This is a genomic window from Rhodoferax sp. GW821-FHT02C08, assembly GCF_059421805.1.
Genome location: NZ_JBWKVR010000019.1, coordinates 97,999 through 114,406, shown reverse-complemented (window position 1 = coordinate 114,406; position 16,408 = coordinate 97,999). Strand labels below are relative to the sequence as shown.

The window sequence follows — 16,408 nt, the reverse complement described above, 5'->3', positions numbered from 1 at the left end:
GCGTCAAACGGGTTGAGCATGCCGACCAGGGTGGTGCCGGGGCGCATCAGCGCGGCTTCGGCGTCCGAGGGGCTGCGCACCTTGAGTACCAGATCGCAGCCAAAGGCGCCGGCGGCGTCCACGATCTCGGCCCCGGCAGCTGCATAGGCGGCATCGGTCACGCTGGCGGCGATGCCGGCACCGCTTTGTACGCGTACCGTATGGCCAAGCGCTGCGAGCTTCTTGGCGGTTTCGGGGGTCAGGGCAACTCGGGTTTCTCCGGTCGCCGTCTCTTGCGGCACGCCTATCAGCATTCTTGTCTCCTTGAAGAATTTGAAAACCATGGCGTATGGATTCGCCACGAAGTCAATCGAAGTTCAGCAACACTTTCATCGCCTGCGAGCGGTCGGCCGCGAGGGCGAACGCACGGGCAGAGTCGCGGTACGACAGCGTGGCCGAGATCAGCGGCTTCACATCCACCAGGCCCTTGTTCAAAAACTCCACTGCCATGGCAAATTCCTCGTGGAAGCGGAAGGCGCCGCGCAGGTCGAATTCCTTGGCCACAATGACGTTCATTGGCAGGTTCATGTCTCCGCCCAGGCCCACCTGCAGGATGATGCCGCGCGGGCGCAGCGTATCCAGGGCGCCGCGCAGCGCGCGTTCGTTGCCGCTGGCTTCGAACAGCACGTCGAATGTACCCTTGTCGGCGGTGAAACGCTTCAGGCCGTCCGGTTCTTCGGCTACGTTGATGATTTCGTCGGCGCCCACCTTCTGCGCCTTGCCCAGGGGATGGTGGCTCATGTCGGTGGCCACGATGTGGGCGGCGCCGGCGCGGCGTGCGGCGATGATGATCAGCGCGCCGATCGGACCGCAGCCAGTAACCAGCACCTTCTTACCCAGCAGCGGGCCGGCGCGGCGCACAGCGTGTAGCGCCACGGACAGCGGTTCGGCCATGGCGCCTTCGCCGTCGCTCACGCGGTCGGCCAGCTTGTGCGCCTGGTGGGTCTCGACCACGATTTCTTGGCGGAATGCGCCCTGCACGTGCGGATTGCGCATGGCGCTGCCGTAGTAGCGCATGTCCAGGCAATGGTTTTGAAGGCCTTCCTGGCAGTAGCGGCACAGGCCGCAGGGGCGGCTCGGACTTACAGCGATGCGTTCGCCGACGGCAAAGCCGACCACGCCGTCACCCACGGCGTCGATGACGCCGGCGACCTCATGGCCGAGCACCATAGGCTCCTGGATACGGATAGTGCCAAAACCGCCGTGGTTGTAGTAATGCAGGTCCGAGCCGCAGATGCCGCCGCAGCGCACGCGCACGCGCAACTGGCCGGGGCCGAGTTCGGCGGTGGGAAAAGTTTCGACGCGCAGGTCGCCTGGTGCGTGGATGACGAGTGCTTCCATAGGAGTTTCTTTCAGAGCGTTGCGGTCACGCCGCCATCCACGTACAGGATGTGGCCATTGACAAAGTCGGAGGCCGCGCTGCTGAGGAACACTGCCGCGCCGCAGAGGTCTTCCACATCGCCCCAGCGGCGCGAAGGTGTGCGGTTGACCAGCCACTGGGTGAACTCGGCGTTCTTCACCAACGCATCGGTGAGTTCGGTCTTGAAGTAGCCCGGGCCGAGGCCGTTGACCTGGATGCCGTGCTGCCCCCAGTCGATGGCCATGCCTTTGGTCAGCATCTTCACCGCGCCTTTGCTGGCGGTGTAGGGCGCGATGCCGGGGCGGCCCATTTCGCTCTGTACCGAGCAGATGTTGACGATCTTGCCGCGCCCGCGTGGAATCATGCACCGGGCCACCGCCTGTCCGACCAGGAAGACGCTGTCTACATTGGTCTTCATCAGTTCGTGCCACTGCGCTTCCTCGAACTGATCAAGCGGGCCGCGGCGCTGCATGCCGGCGTTGTTGACCAAGATGTCGATGGGTGCGATATCACGCTCGATCTGGGCCACCGCCTTGGCTACGGCCGCACCGTCGGTCACATCGAAGGCTGCTGTATGGACAGTCGCGCCCTCAGCGCGCAGCGTAGCGGCCGCGGCCTCCAGCTTCTCGGTGCTGCGCGCATTGAGCACAACGGCGGCGCCCGCCTGTGCCAGGCCGCGCGCCAGCGCGAATCCGATGCCCGCGCTGGAACCGGTGATGAGGGCGGTGCGCCCGGTCAGGTCGAATTTTTGAATGAATGTATTCACGGATAAGCCCGGTCGGAGTGTGAAGAAGCCATGGATAGGCCCGCTTGCGCGGTCGACAGCAGCCAGTTCGAGACCGCCTCCATCTGCTTCGGCAAAGGTAGCATGGATGAAATCCGGAAGACGCCGGGTTCGCCGACCGGCGGCTCCAGCGCCATAAACTGGCTGGCAACCAGTTGAGGATGGAAAAAATGGCCCTGGCGTGCGCCGAGTCGCCGCGTCGCTTCTTCCATGTCGAGCTCCATGAAGACGATGCGTAAGCCCGGCACCGCGGCGCGCAGCCGTTCTCGGTAGCTGCGTTTGAGCGCGGAGCAGGTGAGCACGGCGGGGCCGCTCGAGGCCGCCAGACGCGTCCCGAGCAGGTCGAGCCAAGGTAGGCGGTCGGCGTCGTCGAGCGCGATGCCGCGCCGCATCTTGTCCACGTTCGTAGCCGGGTGGTAGTCGTCGCCTTCGATCAGCTGGCCACCGAGCCCCTGCGCCAATTGGGCGGCCAGTGTGGACTTGCCGCAGCCGGCAACCCCCATCACCAGCAACCGGCAGGTCGGTCCGTTCGCCAAATGTGCGGCCACGTCAGCTCCGCACATGCGGCCTTACCGCATTCACCGGTGTCAGCGGCGCACCGGCCTGAGGGCCGTAGCCGAGCGATGCGATCAGGTTGTCGATGGCCAATGCGGCCATGGCGCGCCGGGTGCGTACCGAGGCGCTCCCGATATGGGCTGTGAGCACCGTGTTGGGTGCGGCCAGCAAGTCGGCGTGCACCTGGGGTTCGCCTTCGAAAACGTCCAGGCCGGCGGCCGCGATGGTACCCGTGCGCAGTGCCGCCGCCAGTGCCGCGTCGTCGACGATACCGCCGCGCGCGATATTGGTGAGTGTGGCCGTGGGCTTCATCAGTGCAATTTCGGCTGCGCCGATGGTGTGGTGGGCGGCTGGCGAATAAGGCAGCACCAGCACCAGGTGGTCGGCCTCCTTGAGTAGCGTCTGCTTGTCGACATACTGTGCGCCGGCTTCGGCCTCCTGTGCGGCGTCGAGTTTCGAGCGGTTGTGGTAGATCACCCGCATGCCGAAGCCGAGTGCGCCGCGGCGTGCGATGCCGCGGCCGATGCGGCCCATGCCCAGGATGCCGAGCGTCGCGCCCTGGATGTCGCCGCCGACGAAGTGGTCGTGGATGCCGGTCTTGGTCCATGCGCCGGTACGCACGAAGCGGTCGGATTCGGCGATGCGGCGGGCCGTGGCCATCATCAGCCCGAAGCCATAGTCGGCGGTGGTCTCGGTCAGCACGTCGGGCGTGTTGGTGACGACCACGCCGCGCGCGGTGCAGGCCGCCACGTCGATGTTGTTGTAGCCGACGCCGACGTTGCACACCGCCTTGAGCTCGGGACAGGCGTCGAGCAGGGCTGCATCGATGCGTTCGCTGCCGGTGCTCATCACGCCGGATTTTCCCTGCAGGCGTTCGATGAGTTCAGTCGGACTCCAGATAGTGTCGGAAGGGTTGTCGGTGACATCGAAATACTGGCGCAGGCGGTCGGCGATGTCTGGGAAGGTGGCACGGGTGGCCAGGACGGAAGGTCGCATGGTGTTTGGGGGTCAGTTGTTGCAGCGTGCTTCGAGTGCATCGATGAAGCTCCGGTCCCAGCGGCCTTCACGCATGGCGGCCATGGTTTTCTCTTCGGCCACCAGCACCGCACGGGCCTTCTCGATGATCTGTTCGGCGCCTTGGGGAGGGATTGCTAGCAAGCCATCCTGGTCGCCAACCAGGATGTCGCCGGGGTTGACCACCATGCCGCCCACACTGATCGGCACGTTGATCTCGCCAGGGCCGTCTTTGTACGGGCCACGGTGGGTCACGCCACGAGCGTACACCGGGAAGTCGCGCTCGCGGATCTCGGCCACATCGCGGATCGCGCCGTCGATGACCACGCCTGACAGTCCGATCCTGGCTGCATAGAAGGACAAGATGCCGCCGACGACGGCGTTGTTCAGGTCTCCGCCGGCGTCAATCACCAGCACGTCGCCGGGGCGGCAGAACTCCAGGGCGCGCAGGTAGGTCAGGTTGTCGCCGCCGCGCGAACGCGCCGTGACGGCCGTGCCGGCCATGGTTTCCTTGCCGGGACGGTGGTAGGGGCTCAGACCCGAGGTGCCGATATTGCGGTGCATGCTGTCGCTGAGCGCAGCCAGCGGGAGTGCGCGCAGGGTTTCGAGGATTTTGGTATCGGCCTGGTCGGCAGACGCATTCTTGCGCAGGGCTTTGTATTCCATGGGTGGGCTTTCGGAGCGGGTTTCAACAGGAAAGATTCAATGCAAGGCGGCCACGGCACGCCCGATGCGGGCGCAACCTTCTTCGATGACTTCGATGCTGGTGGCGATCGACATGCGGAAATACGGTGCTACGCCATAGGACGAGCCCGGGATCATTGCCACGCCTTCTGCGTCGAGCAGGTACAGGGCCACGTCCACATCGCTGTCGATCTGTTTGCCGCCCGGAGTGGTGCGGCCGATGAGACCGCTGCAATTGACGAACAGGTAGAAGGCACCGCCCGGCGTGCGGCAGCCCAGGCCCGGGATGGCGTTGATCAGCGCCAGCGCGCGATCCCGGCGCTGGCGGTAGGTCTCGACGAAATCTTTGAGGAAACCGTGGTCGCCCTGCAGCGCCGCCAGCGCCGCGGCCTGGCTTATGGTGCAGGCATTGCTGGTGGACTGGGACTGCAGCGTTTCCATCGCACCGATCAGGTCTGCCGGGCCGGCCGCGTAGCCGATGCGCCAGCCGGTCATGGCATAGGTCTTCGACACGCCGTTGATGACCACGCTGCGCTCGTGCAGTTGCGGCTCTATGGCCACGATGTGCGGAAGGGCCTCGCCGTCGAAACGGATGTGTTCATAGATGTCGTCGGTCATGAGCAGCACCTGGGGATGGCGCAACAGCACATCGGCCAGGGCACGCAAGTCCGCCGCGCTATAGGCTGCGCCCGTCGGGTTGGTGGGTGAATTGAGCAGCAGCCAGCGCGTGTTGGGTGTGATGGCGGCCTCGAGCGCGGCGGCGGTCAAGCGAAAGCCATCGGACTCATCGCAGGCCACCACCACCGGCGTGCCGTCGCAGGCCAGGACCATGTCCGGATAGGAAACCCAGTACGGCGCGGGAATGACGACCTCGTCGCCGGGCTCCAGCGTGGCCGACAAGGCATTGAAGATCGCGTGCTTGGCACCGCAGGTCACGACCACGTTGCCAGGCTTGTAGCCCAGGCCGTTTTCGCGCAGCAGCTTGTCGCAGATGGCTTGGCGCAGGGCCGGCGTACCCGCCGACATGGTGTAGCGCGTCTCGCCGCGCTCGATGGCGGCGCAGGCTGCCTGGCGGATGTGCGCAGGCGTGTCGAAGTCGGGCTCACCGACCACCAGGTTGACGATGTCGCGGCCCTGGCGGCGCAGCTCGTTGGCGCGGTCTGCTGCGGCACTGCTGGGCGATGGTTTGATGCGGCGCACTCGCGCGGCAATGCGGGAGTCGGAGGGGGAGCGGGACACGGCTTTTCCTTTGGGCTGTGAGATCGGCGTAGCCATGGCGATGGCTGGATGGACAGGCCTGAACGTTACGCGCAGTCGTTTTGGAAAGCCAAGACAAGTTCGCTCTGGCGATATAGGTAGAGCTTATGACCGGCGTTGCCCAGAGTTTTCCCGCCAGAGCCCACCGGGTTAGCACTCTGGCCGCCACGGGTGGGTCGATGCTAGGCTCGCCTTTTGCTTGCTCTCCGCTGAATGAACCTGCGTCGACTCAAATATTTCGTCAAGATCGTGGACATCGGCAGCCTCACACAGGCCGCCCAGGTCTTGTTCATCGCCCAGCCGGCGCTGAGCCAGCAACTCGCCACCCTTGAGGCCGAAGTTGGCCAGCAACTGCTGGTGCGGACCCAACGCGGCGTCACCCCCACCGAGGCCGGCAAGGCCCTGTACCGCCACGCCCAGATCATCCTGCGCCAATGCGACCAGGCGATGAGCGATATGGCCGCCGCCGGCCAGGGGCTTTCGGGCCAGGTGTCGGTGGGCATGGCGCCCGGCACCGCCGCCGCCACGCTGGCCTTGCCGCTGCTGCGCCGGGTGCGCGCGCGCCACCCGGGCATCCTGCTCTACCTGAACGAGAGCTACGGTACGACGCTGAGCGAACTCATCATGAACGGCCGCATGGACCTGGCCGTGCTCTATGGCGACAAGGCCATCCACGGCCTGAAGTTCCTGCCCCTGGTGAAGGAAGCGCTGTACCTGGTTGGCCCGGCTACCGAGCCCCAGCCCGGCGAGAACATCCGCCTCGAAGACCTGCGCGAGGTGCAACTGCTGATGCCGCGGCCCTACAACATCGTGCGCAAGCTGGTGAACGAGGCCTTCATGCGCGCCGGCATGACGCCGCGCGTGGTGGCCGAGGTGGAGTCGGCCATCACCTTGACTGCGGCCATCGCCGACGGACTCGGCTCGACCATCCTGCCGGCCTCCATGGCGCGTGGCTTCGTGGCCTCGGGCATGGCCTGGCAGAGCCGCATCGTCGAGCCTGTCATCGAGGCGCCGCTGGCCTTGTGCCAGTCGGACCACTTGCCCCTGTCGGAGCCGGCGCAGGCGGTGCGCGAGATCCTGCTCGAGCTGGTGAGTGATCTTCATGTCGATACGGACCCGGGCTTCCCGTCCGAGAAAGCCATGGCACTGGCGTCCGCGTCCTGAGCGCCCCAAGCAGGCGCGCCAAGCGTCATAAGACGCCCTTATCCCGGCAAAGCCAAACGGTCTTGGCGTCGCGGCCCATCTCTGGGTAACTTAACGGCATTGAACACGCTGATGCACAGCGCGTGAACGCCGCCCGCGAGGGCAGGAAACCCGAGATGAACCTACAGGAAATCAAGGCACTGATCGATGCGATGGCTGCGTCGGACCTCAGCGAAATGGCGCTGACCCGCGACGGTACGCAGCTGCGTCTGGTGCGCAGAAAAGCGGCGTCCGGCGCCCCCGCGCCGCAGCAGGCGCCAGAGCCGCAGCCGGCAACACCCGCGTCAACACCTGCGCCAGCGCGCGCCCGGCGCCAGAGTCCACCGCCGGCCGCTGCGGCCACGCCGGCGCCGAACGCCATCACCACGCCCTTGTATGGCGTCGTGCACTGGCGTCCATCGCCTGATGCGCCGCCCTTCGTCGCGCCGGGGCAGGCCATCCAGGCGGGCCAGGTGGTGTGCGTGGTCGAAGCCATGAAAGTCTTCAACGAAATCCGCACTGACGTCGATGCCACGGTGCTGGCCCTGCTGGTCGAGTCGGGTGCCGAGGTCGAAGCCGGTCAACCGCTGTTGAGTCTGGGTTGATCATGTTCGACACCGTTTTGATCGCCAACCGGGGGGAGATCGCCTTGCGCATCCAGCGCGCTTGCCGCAGCCTGGGGCTGCGCACTGTGGCAGTCTATTCCGAGGCCGACCGCGATGCGGTCTACGTCACCCAGGCCGACCAGGCCCTGTGCATAGGCCCGGCCTCGCCCGCGCAGAGCTACCTGAACCAGGCCGCACTGCTGTATGCCGCCAAGCTCAGCGGCGCGCAGGCCATCCATCCGGGCTACGGCTTCTTGTCGGAGAACGCCGGTTTCGCCGCGCGTGTGGAAGCGGCCGGCCTGAGCTTCATCGGGCCGTCGTCGTCATGCATCCGCACCATGGGCGACAAGGTGGCCGCCAAGCGCGCGATGCGGGCGGCCGGCGTGCCCTGCGTGCCCGGGCCCGACGGCTCGCTGCCCGACGACAACGCGGCCATCCTGGAGATCGCACGCGAGATCGGCTACCCGGTGATGGTCAAGGCCGCTGGCGGTGGCGGCGGGCGCGGCATGCGCATCGTGCAAGCCGAGGCCGAGCTGCTGGACGCCATGGCGCTGACCCGCGAGGAAGCCCGCCGGGCCTTCGGCAACCCCGAGGTCTACATCGAGAAATTCCTGGGCCATCCGCGCCATGTGGAGATCCAAGTGCTGTGTGATCGCCACGGCCATGCGCTGTGGCTCGGCAGCCGCGACTGCTCGCTGCAGCGGCGCCACCAGAAGGTGCTGGAGGAAGCCCCGGCACCGGGCATTGACCGCATCCTGCTGGCCAAGGTGGGCGCGCGCTGTGCCGATGCCTGCCGGCAGATCGGCTACGTGGGCGTGGGCACCTTCGAGTTTTTGTTCGAAGACGGCGAGTTCTTCTTCATCGAGATGAACACCCGGCTGCAGGTCGAACATACGGTCACCGAGATGACCACCGGCATCGACATCGTGCAGCAGCAGATCCGCATGGCGCGCGGCGAACAACTGGCGCTGACGCAAGACCAGGTCGGCTGTTTCGGCCACGCGCTGGAATGCCGCATCAACGCCGAGAACCCCGAAACCTTCGCCCCGGCGCCGGGGCGTATCACCGCCTGGCAGCCCCCGGGCGGCTTTGGCGTGCGCGTGGATTCCCACGTGGGCGCGGGCTACCGCGTGCCGCCCTATTACGACTCGATGATCGCTAAGCTGATCGTGCACGGCAGCTCGCGCGCCGACGCCCTGGCCCGCATGCGCCTTGCGCTGGCCGAGATGCATATCGAAGGCATAGCCACCAATCTGCCGCTGCACCGCGAAATCATCGAAGACCCCGGCTTCCAGCAGGGCGGCGTCGACATCCACCACCTTGAACGCTGGCTGCAGCGGCGCGCCACGGGGCGTGCAACCGAAAAAGAGCGTACATGAACCGCGCCAAGACCCACTCTCCGAACTTGACCCTGCTCGGCACCACGGCGCTGCTGTTCGAGGCGCCCGGCCCGCTGGCCCTGGCGCCGCAACAGCGCATCTGGGCCATGGCGGCCCGGCTGCAGGCCCTGCCCGAAGTGCGCGAAGCCGTGCCCGGCATGAACAACCTGATGCTGACCTTCGCCCGGGCGCCGCGCACACTGGCCGCGCTGCAGGCGCTCGAGGCCAGCGTGCTGCAGGCCTGGGAGGAAACCGAGCCCTTGCCGCTGCAGGGGCGCATCATCGAGCTGCCGGTGGTCTATGGCGGCGCTGGCGGCCCGCACCTGGCGGACGTGGTGGCGCACACCGGGCTCAGCATCGACGAAGTGGTGACGCTGCACTGCGCGCCACTCTATCCGGTGTATGCGCTGGGCAGCCATCCCGGCTACTGCTACCTGGGCGGCATGGACGAGCGCATCGCTACGCCGCGCCGCGCCGTGCCCATCGTGAACCTGCCCGGCGGCTCGGTGTCGATCGGCGGGGTGCAGACCGGCGTGTCGGCCTCGGCCGGCCCGAGCGGCTGGAACACCATCGGCAGCACCACCATGGACTTCTTCCACCCGGAGCAGGACCCACCGGCCGTGCTGCAGCCGGGCGACAGCGTTCGCTTCCGCGTTCAGGACATCGTTAGGGCCTGTTAACACCATGGATACAAGATGCGTTGCTGTTCAAAGGGCCAGAGGCGAGGCGCAAAACGCAGCCGGGGTGAACCCCGGCCAGGCTTTGCAACGCTGCGGCTGGTCCTTTGGGTTGCAACCCGGAGGAAGCGTGGTTAAAAAACCGCCACTCCGCGTTGCGCTCCTAGGCCAGGCGGCCACAGCCTGGCCGTCGTCCCGCGCCTTGATTGGCGCTTTTTTAACCACGTTCGCACTTGCATCCATCGTGTTAACAGGCCCTAGATGATTGAAATTCTTTCCTCCACCGCACTCGCCACCGTGCAGGACGCGGGCCGCCTGGGCAGCCTGCGCTTCGGCGTTGGCACCGCCGGCGCGATGGACCAGCTGGCACTGGCCGTCGGCAACCTGTTGCTGGGCAATCCTGTAGGTGCTGCCGCGCTGGAAATCCCCGTCTATCCGTTCCAGGTTCGCTTCACCGAGGATTGCGCCTTTGCGCTCACCGGCGCCGATTGCCAGGCCCGGCTGGACCAACGCGCGCTCGCACCCTGGTGGGTCCACCAGGCGCGCCAAGGCCAGGTGCTGACGCTGGGCCTGCCGCTGGTGGGCTCGGGCAGCCGGGCCTATCTCGCGCTGGCTGGTGGCATCGACGTGCCCGAAGTCTTGGCCTCGCGCAGCACCCAGCTGCGCGGCGCCTTCGGTGGCTTGAATGGCCGCTCCGTGCGGCAAGGCGACGTGCTGCGTGCGGCCAGACCGGGGGGTGAGCCTGCGGTGGACTTCGGCGTTTTGCCCCCGGCCATCGCCCTGCCGCTGGCACGCGACGGCCTGCCCGCCGTGCGGGTGCTGCCCGCGGCGGAATACGCCTGCTTCAAGGAAGATTCGCGCGCCGCCTTCTGGGCCGGCGAATGGAAGATCACCGCGCAAAGCGACCGCTACGGCTACCGCATGCAGGGCACGCCGCTGGTGCCGATCGAGACGATGGAGATCCGCTCGCACGGCATCGTGCCCGGCGTGATCCAGGTGCCTTCGGGCGGCCAGCCCATCGTGCAGATGCGCGACGCCCAACCTTCGGGCGGTTACCCCAAGTTCGGTACCGTGATCGAGGCCGACCTCTGGCGGCTCGGTCAGGCCGCGATTGGCAGCCGTATGCGTTTCGTCGAGGTCGACTACGAGGTGGCCGTGGCCGCCCTCGACGAGGTACAGGTCTGGCTGGACGAGGTCGGCCGGATGATCGATCTGCAGCGCTGGGCGCTGCAAAGGAACTAGGGCCTGCTCACACTATGGATACAAGATGCGTTGCTGTTCAAAGGGCCAGAGGCGAGGCGCAAAACGCAGCCGGGGTAAACCCCGGCAAGGCTTTGCAACGCTGCGGCTGGTCTTTTGGGCTGCAACTCGGAGGGAACGTGGTTAAAAAACCGCCACTCCGCGTTGCAGTCCTAGGCCAGGCGGCCAGCCTGGCCGTTGTCCCGCGCCTTGATTGGCGCTTTTTTAACCACGTTCGCACTTGCATCCATAGTGTGAACAGGCCCTAACGATGCAGACCCAAGACATAAGCCAACTGGCCGCATGGCTGGCCGAGACCGACATCGACTTCCTGGAGCTGCATGGTCCGGACGTGCAGGTCGAGATCCACCGAGACGGCAGCGCCAACACGGCCATCGCACAGCCGACGCAACCCGCGGCAATACCAACACACACGGCCCACACGCCGGTCCGCGCCACATCCGTCGGCGTGCTGCTGGACCGCATTCCCGGCCGCGCCACGCCACTGTGGTTGCCTGGCAGCGCTGTCCAGGCCGGCAGCCTGCTTGGCCTGCTGCAGGTCGGGCCGCTGCTGCTGCCGGTGCACGCCCCCTGCGACGGCTGGCCGGGCGAATGGCAGGTGCCACCGGGCAGCACGGTCGGTTATGGCACGACGCTTTTGGACATCGACACCGAGCCTGTGGCCGACGCAATTTAAGGAGGAGTTTGCAATGGACATCGACTTGAACGCGGATCTCGGTGAAGGCTTCGGCCCCTGGCGCATGGGGGACGACGAAGCTTTGCTGAAGATCATTTCCTCGGCCAATATCGCCTGCGGCTTTCACGCGGGCGACCCGGTCATCATGGAGCGCACGGTGCGCCTGGCGGCCACCCGCGGCATCGATATCGACATCGGCGCGCATGTCGGCTTCGCCGATCTCATGGGTTTTGGGCGCCGGCAGATGCAGATCGACCCGACCGAGCTGGCCAGCCATGTGATCTACCAACTGGGTGCACTGGCCGGCATCACCCAGGCCTGCGGCCGGCGCATGACACACATGAGTTTCCATGGCGCGCTCGGCAACATGGCTGCAGCCGATCCGGCGCTGGCGATGGTGCTGGTCGAAGCCGTGGCCCGCTTCGATGCGGGACTGATCATCAGCTCGTCGGCCAGCGTGGCCATCGAACGCGCGGGCGACCACCACGGGCTGCGCGTGGCCAGCAGCTTCCTGGCAGACCGCGCCTGCGACGACAACGGCCTGCTGGTGCCACGCAAGCTGCCCGATTCGGTGATCCACAACAGCGAAAAAGTGCTTGAGCGGGTGACGCAACTGCTGGAAGAAGGTACGGTCACCAGCTACAGCGGACGCAAGATCCCCATGCGGGCCAGCTCTATCCTGCTGCATGGCGACACCCCTGGCTCGGTGGCCCTGGCCGAGGCCGTGCGGGCCAAGATCGAAGCCACTGGCGGGCGCATTGTGCCGATCTCGCGGCAGTCGCCATGAAGACCCGCACTCCACCCCATAGGGCACCAATGTGGCGTTTTTCTGCCTGGCCGTGCACTGTAGCGGAGCAACATAAGGGCAGCTTATCGCCTCACAGCCAATCCGTCTTGGCGCTATCGACACCGCGTCGATAAAGTCAGTCCATTCGTGGTCACGCCGCCTGCACGACGCAGGTATCCAGGCCTCGGCCCCCCACAAGAAAGAAACCCGACATGCCTTTTTCTGACTACAAAACTGCCCTCGTGACCGGAGCCTCCTCGGGCATCGGCGCGGCCACCGTCGAACGCCTTTGCGCCGAAGGCCTGCAGGTCCACGCCCTGGCGCGCAGCGCCGGCAAGCTGGCCGAACTCGCCGCGCGTACCGGCTGCATTCCCCACGCCATCAATGTCAGCGACCTGGCCAGCGTGACGCGCCTGGCCCAGGAAATCGAATTCGATGTGGTTGTCAACAATGCCGGCGTGGACCGGCCAGGCTCGATCCTGAAGGCCGACGCGGAAGGCATCGACCTGCTCATCGATGTGAACCTGCGTGCCGTGCTACACATCTGCCGACTGACCCTGCCTGGCATGGTGGCGCGCGACCGCGGCCACATCATCAACATCAGCTCCATTGCCGGGGCCTACAACTTCGGCGGTAACAGCACTTACCACGCAACCAAGGCCGCGGTCAGCATGTTGTCGCGCCAGTTGCGCATCGATGCTTTTGGCAAACGCGTGCGCGTCACCGAAATTTGCCCCGGCCGTGTGGCCACCGACATCTTTGCCCATGTGCACGGCGACAGCGCTGAGATCCACGAACGCTTTGTTGAAGGCTTCGAGCTACCGCAGGCCGAAGACATCGCCAACGCCATCGCCTTCGCCATTGCTGCACCGATTGCCGTCAACGTCGGCCACATGGAAATCACCCCGACGCTGCAGGTGCCTGGCGGGCTGTCGACGACACGCCCCGAACGCCCGCAAGTCTGAGGCCGCAGCTGCACCACCAGCCTGGTAGAAGCCACGCATGAAAAACTTCGATCTGATGGCCATATTGCTGAACGCTGAGTTCAGTGCCATGCTCCTCAAAGGCGTGCGGATGACTCTGCAAATCGCCGCGGGCTCCTGGCTTCTGGCGATGGCCTTGGCGGTGGTGCTGCTGGTCGTGCGCCTGATGCCCGTTCGCGTCACGGAGCGTGCCGTGGAGGCCTATGTGTCCTACCACCGCAACGTGCCCACGCTGGTGCAGCTGATGCTGTGGTACTTCGGCATCTCCAGCCTCTTGCCCGACGAACTGCAGAGCTGGCTGTCGGAACACAACGGCGAGGCTTTGTTCGCCATCGTCGCGCTCGGCCTGTGCCAGGCTGCTTACTTCAGCGAAGACCTGCGCTCCGGGCTTCGTTCCATACCCGACGGGCAGACCGAGGCCGCTCGCGCCCTGGGGCACAGCTATCTCAGCGCGATGCGCTACGTGATCCTGCCGCAAGCGGTGCGCAATGCAGTCCCGGCCCTGGTGAATCACAGCGTCTCTTTGTTCAAGAACAGCAGCCTGGCCATGGCCATCGGTGTGGCCGAGTTGACCCACGCAGTAAAGGAAATTGAAAGCCAGAGCTTTCGCACCTTTGAGGCCTACCTCGTCGCCACGGTGGTCTACCTGGGCTTCTCGCTGCTGATCATGGCCGCCGGCGCCTGGTTGTCCAAGCGCTACAGCATTGCCGGGGCGAGGTAAGCATGATTGATCTGTTCAACATCCTGCGCGACAACTGGCTGCTGCTGCTGGTCGGCCAGTATCCGAACGGCCCGATGGGCGGCATTGTCTGCACGCTGGTGCTGTCGGTACTGGGCATTGTGCTGGCCTTCCCGCTGAGCGTGCTACTTGCGCTGGCCCGGCTCTCGCCCTGGCGCGTGCTGCGCTGGCCCACCACCGGCCTGGTCTACGTGGTGCGCGGCGTGCCGCTGCTAATGGTCATTCTGTGGGTGTACTTCCTGGTGCCTCTGATGATCGGCCGCAACGTCTCTGGCTTCACCACCATGCTGTGTACGCTGGTGATTTATGAAGGTGCGTACTTGTCTGAAGTGGTACGCGCCGGCATCCAGGCCCTGCCCAAGGGCCAGCTGGAAGCCGCCCGGGCTCTGGGCAATAGCTACCTCGGCGCGATGTGGAGCGTGATCCTGCCGCAGGCGCTCTACAACATGCTGCCCAGCCTGCTGAGCCAGTTCGTGTCGGCGATCAAAGAGACCACGCTGGGTTATGTGATCAATGTGCAGGAACTGACATTCGCGGCCAACCAGATCAACAACCAGCTGCTGACCAAGCCCTTCCACGTGTTCTTCATCCTGGCGGTGACTTACTACGTGGTCTGCTACAGCCTCACCCAGTTGGCGCACTGGCTGGAGCGGCGCGTGGCGCGCAAGCGCCGGGGCCTGCTGGGCACCGCACCTGCCGCGTTGCAGCCCGCGGGCGCAGCGGTTGAATCCTGAACTTTCCGTCCAAAGAGACCACCATGATCTGTTTCAACGAAATCAACAAATGGTACGGCAGCTACCATGCTCTGATCGACATCAATGCCGAGGTCAAGAAGGGGGAGGTGGTGGTGGTGTGCGGCCCCTCGGGGTCGGGCAAGTCCACGCTGATCCGCACAGTCAACCGGCTGGAAGAAATCAAGTCGGGTCAGCTGCTTTTTGATGGCAGCGACATCCACGCGCCGATGAGCAGCCAGGCGTTGAACCGCCTGCGTAGCCGAATCGGCTTCGTCTTCCAGAGCTTCAATCTGTTCCCGCATCTATCGGTGCTGGAGAACATCATGATGTCGCCTATGCGGGTGCGCGGCGTGGGCCGCAGCGACGCCAAGGCCAAGGCGCAGCAACTGCTGGACCGTGTGGGCTTGTCGAGCAAGGCCGGCGCCTACCCTGCGCAGCTGTCGGGCGGCCAGCAGCAGCGTGTGGCGATCGCACGGGCCTTGGCCATGGAGCCTCCGGCAATGCTGTTCGATGAGCCTACCAGCGCTCTCGACCCGGAAATGGTGGGTGAGGTGCTGTCGGTGATGCGTAGCCTGGCCAACGACGGCATGACCATGATGTGCGTGACCCACGAGATGAACTTCGCCCGCGAAGTGGCCGATCAGATCTGGTTCATGGATGCCGGCCGCATTCTGGAGACTGCAACGCCGAAGGAGTTTTTCAGCAACCCACAGCACCCGCGTGCCAAGCGTTTTCTGTCCGACCTGCGGGCGCACTAGCCACCGCAGCTTCCAAGTTTCCTCCACGTTTTTTCTATTCCAGGAGTTCACCATGTTCCATACCTATCGTCTCTCCCGCATGACGGCGGTCGCCGCTCTGCTTGCTCTCAGCTTTGCCGCCCAGGCCGACCAGTGGCAGGACATGGTCCAGCGCAAGGAGCTCAAGTGCGGCACCTTCGCCGATGTGCCTCCTTTTGCTGCCCCCGATCCCAAGACCCGCGAGATGGTGGGCTTCGATGTCGATATGTGCAATGCCATCGCCAAGCAGTTGGGTCTCACGGCCAAGATCACGCCCTTGTCGGTTGAGGCCCGCGTGCCCGAGGTCAAGATGGGCCGGGTCGACCTGACCGTGGCCAACCTGGCTTACACCAAGAGCCGCGGTGAGCAGATCCAGTTCAGCGACCCCTACTACATCGCCAAGGAAATGCTGGCGGTGAAGGCGTCCGACCCGGGTACCACCAAGGCTGACTTCAAGGGCAAGCGGCTGAGCTCCACCAAGGGTTCGACCTCGGAGCTGTCGATCAAGATGAACGGCTCCGACCCCGTCACCTTCCAGGACACTGGCTCCGCCTACATGGCCGTGCAGCAGAACAAGTCGGTGGGCGTTGTCGCCAACACCATGACCATCACCAAGCTGGTCAACCAGTCCAAGACCACCGGCGTCGAGCTGAAGATGATCAAGGACCCGATGGTGTTCCAGCCCATCGGCGTCGGCATGAAGAAGGACGAACCCGTGCTGCTGGCCAAGGTCAATGCTGCGCTGCTGGCCATGGACAAGGCCGGCGAGATCGACCAGATCTGGGCCAAGTGGATCGGCCCGAACACCGAGTTCAAGCTGGTGCGTGAAGAAAAAGTGACGCCGCTGGCCGACCTGAAATTTGAACTATTGCCTTGAGTGAAAGTCTGTCGCCACCCATGGCGCATCCTGGCGAACC

General features: G+C 65.3%; 18 protein-coding genes and 1 pseudogene. 12 read left to right on the top strand and 7 right to left on the bottom strand.

The features are described from left to right. The 7 genes and pseudogenes from AC07VY_RS20360 to AC07VY_RS20330 all read right to left on the bottom strand — a co-directional run. Window positions 1–293 (bottom strand): annotated as a pseudogene (locus AC07VY_RS20360) (NAD(P)(+) transhydrogenase (Re/Si-specific) subunit alpha); the annotation flags it as partial. 52 nt (window positions 294–345) lie between these two features. Further along, window positions 346–1,380 (bottom strand): L-idonate 5-dehydrogenase, encoded by a 1,035-nt coding sequence (locus AC07VY_RS20355; protein ID WP_495098967.1) that lies wholly within the window; start codon window positions 1,378–1,380, stop codon window positions 346–348. Between the two features lie 11 nt (window positions 1,381–1,391). Then, window positions 1,392–2,165, bottom strand: coding sequence for a glucose 1-dehydrogenase (locus tag AC07VY_RS20350; protein ID WP_116608811.1), 774 nt, complete (start codon window positions 2,163–2,165; stop codon window positions 1,392–1,394). Then, on the bottom strand, window positions 2,162–2,731 hold the full coding sequence (locus tag AC07VY_RS20345) for a gluconokinase (protein ID WP_495098968.1): 570 nt from the start codon (window positions 2,729–2,731) through the stop codon (window positions 2,162–2,164). Before AC07VY_RS20345 ends, AC07VY_RS20350 begins: the two co-directional genes overlap by 4 nt. A 1-nt stretch (window position 2,732) precedes the next feature. After that, entirely contained in the window at window positions 2,733–3,734 is a 1,002-nt protein-coding gene (locus tag AC07VY_RS20340) for a 2-hydroxyacid dehydrogenase (protein ID WP_495098969.1), read from the bottom strand. A gap of 12 nt (window positions 3,735–3,746) precedes the next feature. Further along, complete coding sequence (locus tag AC07VY_RS20335) at window positions 3,747–4,418, bottom strand: RraA family protein (RefSeq protein WP_495098970.1); 672 nt, start codon at window positions 4,416–4,418, stop codon at window positions 3,747–3,749. 36 nt (window positions 4,419–4,454) lie between these two features. After that, window positions 4,455–5,675 (bottom strand): aspartate transaminase, encoded by a 1,221-nt coding sequence (locus AC07VY_RS20330; protein WP_495098971.1) that lies wholly within the window; start codon window positions 5,673–5,675, stop codon window positions 4,455–4,457. Between the two features lie 231 nt (window positions 5,676–5,906). On the opposite strand from AC07VY_RS20330, the gene nac reads away from it, so the two are divergent. The 12 genes from nac (at window position 5,907) to AC07VY_RS20270 (ending at window position 16,368) form a co-directional block, all read left to right on the top strand. Then, window positions 5,907–6,857 (top strand): nitrogen assimilation transcriptional regulator NAC, encoded by a 951-nt coding sequence (gene nac / locus AC07VY_RS20325; protein WP_495098972.1) that lies wholly within the window; start codon window positions 5,907–5,909, stop codon window positions 6,855–6,857. Between the two features lie 155 nt (window positions 6,858–7,012). After that, window positions 7,013–7,480: an acetyl-CoA carboxylase biotin carboxyl carrier protein gene (gene accB / locus AC07VY_RS20320; protein WP_495098973.1), complete on the top strand. Its 468-nt coding sequence runs from the start codon at window positions 7,013–7,015 to the stop codon at window positions 7,478–7,480. 2 nt (window positions 7,481–7,482) lie between these two features. Beyond that, the gene (gene accC / locus AC07VY_RS20315) at window positions 7,483–8,859 is read left to right on the top strand and encodes an acetyl-CoA carboxylase biotin carboxylase subunit (protein WP_495098974.1); all 1,377 of its coding nucleotides are present in this window, start codon (window positions 7,483–7,485) and stop codon (window positions 8,857–8,859) included. Beyond that, on the top strand, window positions 8,856–9,539 hold the full coding sequence (pxpB, locus tag AC07VY_RS20310; RefSeq protein WP_495098975.1) for a 5-oxoprolinase subunit PxpB: 684 nt from the start codon (window positions 8,856–8,858) through the stop codon (window positions 9,537–9,539). The genes accC and pxpB overlap by 4 nt, the downstream gene beginning before the upstream one ends. Before the next feature lie 258 nt (window positions 9,540–9,797). Continuing rightward, the gene (locus AC07VY_RS20305; protein ID WP_495098976.1) at window positions 9,798–10,778 is read left to right on the top strand and encodes a 5-oxoprolinase subunit C family protein; all 981 of its coding nucleotides are present in this window, start codon (window positions 9,798–9,800) and stop codon (window positions 10,776–10,778) included. 268 nt (window positions 10,779–11,046) lie between these two features. Further along, window positions 11,047–11,472 carry an acetyl-CoA carboxylase biotin carboxyl carrier protein gene (locus tag AC07VY_RS20300; protein ID WP_495098977.1) on the top strand — a complete coding sequence of 142 codons (426 nt, stop codon included), beginning with the start codon at window positions 11,047–11,049 and terminating at the stop codon, window positions 11,470–11,472. Between the two features lie 13 nt (window positions 11,473–11,485). Beyond that, window positions 11,486–12,259, top strand: a complete 774-nt coding sequence (locus AC07VY_RS20295) for a LamB/YcsF family protein (protein WP_495098978.1) — start codon at window positions 11,486–11,488, stop codon at window positions 12,257–12,259. Between the two features lie 212 nt (window positions 12,260–12,471). Then, a complete protein-coding gene (locus AC07VY_RS20290; protein WP_495098979.1) occupies window positions 12,472–13,224 on the top strand; it encodes an SDR family oxidoreductase in 753 nt (250 codons plus the stop codon). 37 nt (window positions 13,225–13,261) lie between these two features. Further along, complete coding sequence (locus tag AC07VY_RS20285) at window positions 13,262–13,963, top strand: amino acid ABC transporter permease (protein ID WP_495074061.1); 702 nt, start codon at window positions 13,262–13,264, stop codon at window positions 13,961–13,963. Window positions 13,964–13,965: 2 nt separating this feature from the next. Further along, window positions 13,966–14,715 (top strand): amino acid ABC transporter permease, encoded by a 750-nt coding sequence (locus AC07VY_RS20280; RefSeq protein ID WP_495098980.1) that lies wholly within the window; start codon window positions 13,966–13,968, stop codon window positions 14,713–14,715. Window positions 14,716–14,738: 23 nt separating this feature from the next. After that, window positions 14,739–15,473: an amino acid ABC transporter ATP-binding protein gene (locus tag AC07VY_RS20275; RefSeq protein WP_495098981.1), complete on the top strand. Its 735-nt coding sequence runs from the start codon at window positions 14,739–14,741 to the stop codon at window positions 15,471–15,473. Between the two features lie 52 nt (window positions 15,474–15,525). Beyond that, window positions 15,526–16,368, top strand: coding sequence for an ABC transporter substrate-binding protein (locus AC07VY_RS20270; protein WP_495098982.1), 843 nt, complete (start codon window positions 15,526–15,528; stop codon window positions 16,366–16,368). The last annotated feature ends 40 nt before the right edge of the window (window positions 16,369–16,408 follow it).